Origin of the sequence: Methanotorris formicicus Mc-S-70, assembly GCF_000243455.1 — an archaeon.
GTDB classification, from domain to species: Archaea; AGJL01; Methanococci; order Methanococcales; family Methanococcaceae; genus Methanotorris; species Methanotorris formicicus.
In genome coordinates this window covers 1-5,707 of the sequence record NZ_AGJL01000069.1, presented here as the reverse complement: position 1 = coordinate 5,707, position 5,707 = coordinate 1, and the positions used below count along the sequence as shown (strand labels likewise).

Annotated in this window: 3 protein-coding genes; all 3 read right to left on the bottom strand. The window is 29.2% G+C overall.

Annotated elements, in window-relative coordinates; translation table 11 throughout:
- Positions 1 to 448 precede the first annotated feature (448 nt).
- Positions 449 to 667 (bottom strand): class III signal peptide-containing protein, encoded by a 219-nt coding sequence (locus tag METFODRAFT_RS08870; RefSeq protein ID WP_007044935.1) that lies wholly within the window; start codon positions 665 to 667, stop codon positions 449 to 451.
- A 275-nt stretch (positions 668 to 942) separates the two neighbouring features.
- Positions 943 to 4,239, bottom strand: a complete 3,297-nt coding sequence (locus METFODRAFT_RS08865; protein WP_007045266.1) for a hypothetical protein — start codon at positions 4,237 to 4,239, stop codon at positions 943 to 945.
- Between the two features lie 198 nt (positions 4,240 to 4,437).
- The gene (locus METFODRAFT_RS08860) at positions 4,438 to 5,361 is read right to left on the bottom strand and encodes a PocR ligand-binding domain-containing protein (RefSeq protein WP_007045265.1); all 924 of its coding nucleotides are present in this window, start codon (positions 5,359 to 5,361) and stop codon (positions 4,438 to 4,440) included.
- Positions 5,362 to 5,707: the final 346 nt, after the last annotated feature.

Sequence of the window (5,707 nt, the reverse complement as noted above, 5' to 3'; positions counted from 1 at the left end):
ATCGTATATAACTTTTCCAAGCTCATATTTAATCACAAATAATAATTAACACACATTTAATATTTAACAGTTTCGGAAGGCGGGCTTTTAACATCTGCATTGGAACTAATAAAGAGAAAATATTATAATTACACATCATCAGAATAAAAAAATTTAAATGAGAACCAAACAACTTAAGTCATCGGCAATCCCTCTGTTGTATCATCTACAATATTATCTAACTCATTTACAGCCTCATTCGCTTGTGACCCTACATCTTCCAAATTCGTTCTAATCTTCTCTATTATAATTTTTTTTTCTCTCGGATATTAACTTTTCAATCAACCTCATTCTACACCACATCAATTCTATTTTATAATAGAAGCAATACAATTAAACTACATAAGAATAATTCTTCCATCCAGTTCGTAATACCGCCCCCCATTAAAAAAAAGAAATTTAAGTTGGATTAGATTGTTGGTATTTTGCCTGTTGCGTTCTCTGCAACTTCTCCTAATTTGTTTACAGTTGCATTTGCCTGTGTTCCTGCGTTTTGCATACTTTCTTTAACTCTTGTTGTGTAGTAGTATGCTACTATAGCAGCGACTGCAACTGCTGCTGCAACTAAGATCCCAATCTCCATTGAAACTTGCCCCCTCTTGGACATCAATTTTTCTACTAATTTCATTTACATCACCTTTAGATTTTTTGTTTTATAATGGTATAGCCTCTAACCCAACCTACACACCTATCGTTTAACCCCCTAGCCAACCCAATTTCAATTAATAATATTATGTTTTAAAAATATATGTCTTTCCATTACTTTGTATCACAAAGTATTTTACAGTACCTATTAGGTCGAGAGATTAAGTTTCGTCAGTTTCAAATAATACCAAAACCTTACAAATTAAAGATTTGGTGAAATTCGGAGATTTTCCGTTTATGTACAACATCGATTAACCATTAAGTTGGAGGACCATATTTTTTTATGATGTTTTTGGCTATTTCTGCTATATGTGGATTAGATGAATCTTTAAGTTCATTCAAAACATCTAAAACCTCTTTACAATATTTTTTTGATGGTGGGAGTTGGTCTAACAACTTAAGTAAGTATATCTTAAAGTCATCATCTGCATATTTAGACACTTTTATAATTTCATAAACAATATCGCCTACAGCCTCTCCAGAATATTTCTTTATAATACTTTTGGCAATCTCTGCCGTATATGGGTCATTGGAGTCTTTAAATTCATTTAAAATGTCCAAAACCTCTCTCCAGTATTTTTTTGATGGTGGGAGTTGATCCAACAATCTAAGTAGATACATCTTAAAATCTTCATCAGTATATTTCAACACTTTAATAATTTTACAAACGATATCTTCTGTAATCTCTTCACCACCAAATTCTAAATCTGAAAGGAGGTCCAATGATTTCTTTTTTATCCCCCATCTTTCATAATCCAATAAATCTAACATCTCATAAATAAACGAACGTGCTGTATCGGAAAGCTCTCTATTTATCAAACATTCAACAACATATAATCCCTCTAACTTGATATCTGGACTTGGGTCGTTTAGTAATTGTTTTACAAATTCAATGTATTTTTTATTGTTATCCAACATAGATAATTTTTTGAAAATCCATCTTCTGAATAATAATGGATATTTAATTATCAACGTTCTCATGAATTTTTCAGATCTAACTGATATTGTATGGTAGTTATAGTTCATCAACTCAAATGCCATATCAAATACCATCTCATAATTTTCTTCAATAATTTTATTGATATTTTCGTTATCTGTTTTTATGATTTTATTTATCAAGTCTATTATCCTAACTTTTAGTATCATACCAATATCTTCTTTCAGTAAGAAGAGCAATTTTGTTGTAATATTACTGTCCAAATTCAATAGTTTATCCTCTGACATATGTTCAATTAAACCATAGATGTTGTGCCATGGTGTTGAACTGTCATCAAGTATTTCCTCCAACTTTAATGTGTAGTTGTGCCCCATTTCAATAAATTCTCTTTTTTCTTTAACAAGTTGTTTTGCCTCATTATCCCCAACCTTTTCAAGTATGTATATCGTAAGGCTTATGATAGCATCATCAACAACATCGTATATTATCATTTCTTTTAATTTGTTTAGGATCTTCTCGGTTATTGGAATGCCTACATCTACATACGCCTTGAGTTCTCTTAAGGCAATTTTTCTCCTAACAACTATAAGTTCATTTAACATCCTAAGGAGATACTCCATTCTATATTCTATAATCTCTGGGTGCATTAATCTTATCGTATCAACCATCTTTCTTGCAATGTCATATTTATCATACAACAACACCAATTCATAAAGGATGTATGCAGTTTCTTTATAGTATTTACCATTAACAAGGATTAGGAGCCTTCTTATTTCTATATCGTTGTTATCTTTTATTCCCACTTTTAATCTTGTTTTTATTCTTATAAATGCACTTTTCCTTAATATTGGACTCTTTATCATTTTTTGTAAAATTTCAAGCCTTTTACTGTGGTCTTTATTAAAGTACTCCAATATATACTCATCTACAGATAATTTTTGGAGCAGATATTTGCTCATTTTTCTTATTACGTGGTTGTTGTCAGTTAAATATTTGGTTGTTGCTGTAGAGAGTAATGTATTTTTTAATTCATCATTTTCAAATATTTCTGGGTTTTTGTTTAATATTTCAAAGAAAAGCATTAAATACTCCCATCTAACTTCCCAATACCAATCGTCGTCAACATACTCTAAAATATCCAAATAATCATCTTTTGTGAAATTTAACCCATCAACAAGGTTTATCATCCTTAAAGCCCATACTGTTGTCGATCTGGTCATCCAAATGGAATCAGTTAATAGAGTTTTTAATAGTTGAGAGTGCATCCCTACAAATGAGGGTAGTGCATACAATGCATTCCCCAAAAGTTTGGCACCTACCCACCTATCTATCCAATCATCACTGTTTAGACCAAGTTCTATCTCCCTAAATATGTTTCTGTAGTTGGACACATTTTCTCTCAATTCTTTGATAAAGGGTTCATCTACGTAAGGATGAACACAGGGATTTAAATATTCCACGGTTTTTTCCCTTTTTATTTTTGTGATTAATGGAATCCCTTTAAAATATGATATAAAATGTTCTTTTATAATCTTGCCTACCTCAATACTCATAATTAACTCTTCTATTTTTGTTTTTGTTTCCTTGGGATCACATTTTTTATAGATTGTTAATAGTGTTTCTAATGTATAGGCTTTGGTTATGAAATTCATCTTTAATAGTTCATCTGATTTTTCAACAATTCTTAAAAAACATTCATTTATAAAATTACACCAATCTTGGGAGTTTCTGTTACATGATGTAAGAATCTTTGCAAGAGATAATAACGATACTATTTTTATAGTCCAATGTTTATCATCCAAATTTTTCATCAAATTTTCTATTAATTCTTTAATTCCTTCGTCACTTAAAATTCTCCATAATGTTTTAGCATTTTTCTTTAAGATTGCTATCGATAACAATTTGATTAGTATATCCTCATTATTTAGTAAGTCTAAAATCTTTTTAAGTTCATCTTTTGTTGTCCTACTAAAGTATCTTTTTACAAGGGCATGTATTAGTATATCATAATCTTCGCTATCTAAACTCCAATCATCATGTTTTATAAGATAGTAAGGATATAATGCATTGAGTTTATGAAATATCAACTCCATCTCATCGTCCCTAAATTCCTCAAATATTGCAAGGGCAAATATCTGCAGTAACTCATACTTGTCGTTTATGGATACTGCTATTAATTCAGGTAATGAGTTTTTAATATATTCTGGAGAAGTTACAGCAATGACAGAAAGATCTAAAAGACCAATGCTTCTGTCAAAACCATTCGCAGAATAAAGTTTGTTGGTGGCATCAATTACGATCTTTTGTATTAGTTGTGGGGGGATGGCATCAATTAATGCCTCAACATTAGATATTACTGATTTATTTTTGGTATATAATAGCGCATAAATCCTTGGAATCAGGGGCTCAAATTCATCAGGATATTTCAAAATAAGTTTTTTAAGGGATTTTATCATATTTATTCTTACAAGTAAGTTTTTATCGTATAAAAGTTTAAGTACACACCCAATTCTTTTTTTAATTTCATTTCTATCTTCTATTTTAAATAGTAATGTAATTGCCTTAATCCTATCCTTAAAATTATCTGAGTTTATTAATTCATCTATGGTGGGCACCATTATTCACCGTAAAATAGTTTAGTAATGGTTTAGTAGTTAATAACTAAAACCAATTAAAATAATTTATCATGCTTACATTATTGTAAAATTATATATTGCGATTATTATTTATATTATGTAATTGTAAGTGAAGATGAGCGTATTAAGTTTTTTAAACAAAACTTTACATGTTTTTACAACTTTAATATTTGTATTCATCTACAACTTTTCATAGATGTTGTAGAGATATCTAAAGAACTCAAAGATATCGTTGATTGAAAATTTACTACCATGTTTTACACAGGCAAGAAAATGAAAGGAGTGCATATTGGGTAGTGTGATTATGTTGTTATATAAATAGGGTTCTTTTAGAGAGGTTATTTTGTCTTCATTATTTTGAAGAAACTCAACTATATCTCCAAATCCATAATAACCAGTAATAAATAATATATCGAGATTTTCATCAAGTATTGCTAAGTTTGTGTTTGTTATTTCACCAATTGGAATAACTATATCCGCTATAAACTTAGATACATATTCATAATCTTCTTCCGTTAAATCTTTGTTCAATGTATTAAAGAATTTATCCAAATTTACATCTGAAACTACGAGATTACCTACAAATTCCAATATGGCATTTATTTCTTTTTCATTTAAGGATTTCAATTCATTTTTTGCAAGTTCTAAAAGTTTATCTCCATCCAATCCCATGGATTCAGCCGTTGATTTTAATTTATTTAGTGAGTAATCCTCACAACCCTCCAGCATACACCCACATATTCCTGAGTATCCAATAATATCGCCACTTTTATCGTTTATAGGATATAGAACTTTCAATAATCCGGCATCACAGTAGTCTATAACACATTTATTTTTTGCTAATTTGCGTAATATTCCACACTTAGACAATTCCTTATTGATTAAATACTTAATTTTTGTGGATGTTAGAACTCTTCTATGACTATTGTCACATAAAGAACACCCTATTTCATTGGTTTTAATGATTTTACAAACCTCATTACCAAAATAAAAAGGAGGGATAACATTACCATTCTTATCAAATGTGGCTATGTTAACATTAAATAATTTGCTTAATGGCTTTAAAAATACAATACTCCTTTTTTGTAAGTTTTTTAATTCCATCTTTATTAACCCCTTAATTCTTAAACTAATTTAATATTTAAGATAATACTACCATTACATACTAATAATCTGCAATGTTGTATTTATAATTTACTATTATCACTTAGTTTAACATAGGATTTTGTAAATTCATAAATATCATCAAATATACGCCAATTAGAAAAGATGTTGACTAATTTGTATCTTTTTATTATCCAAATACGGAAATCACCAACCGCATAGTTATTCTGGAATTTTCGTATTGGTTTGTATGAAATAAGTTATATATACCGTAATTCCCATCACAAATTTAAATATTTATTTAATTGAATTAACTTCATCTAACACTTTAAGATTATAAGCGATT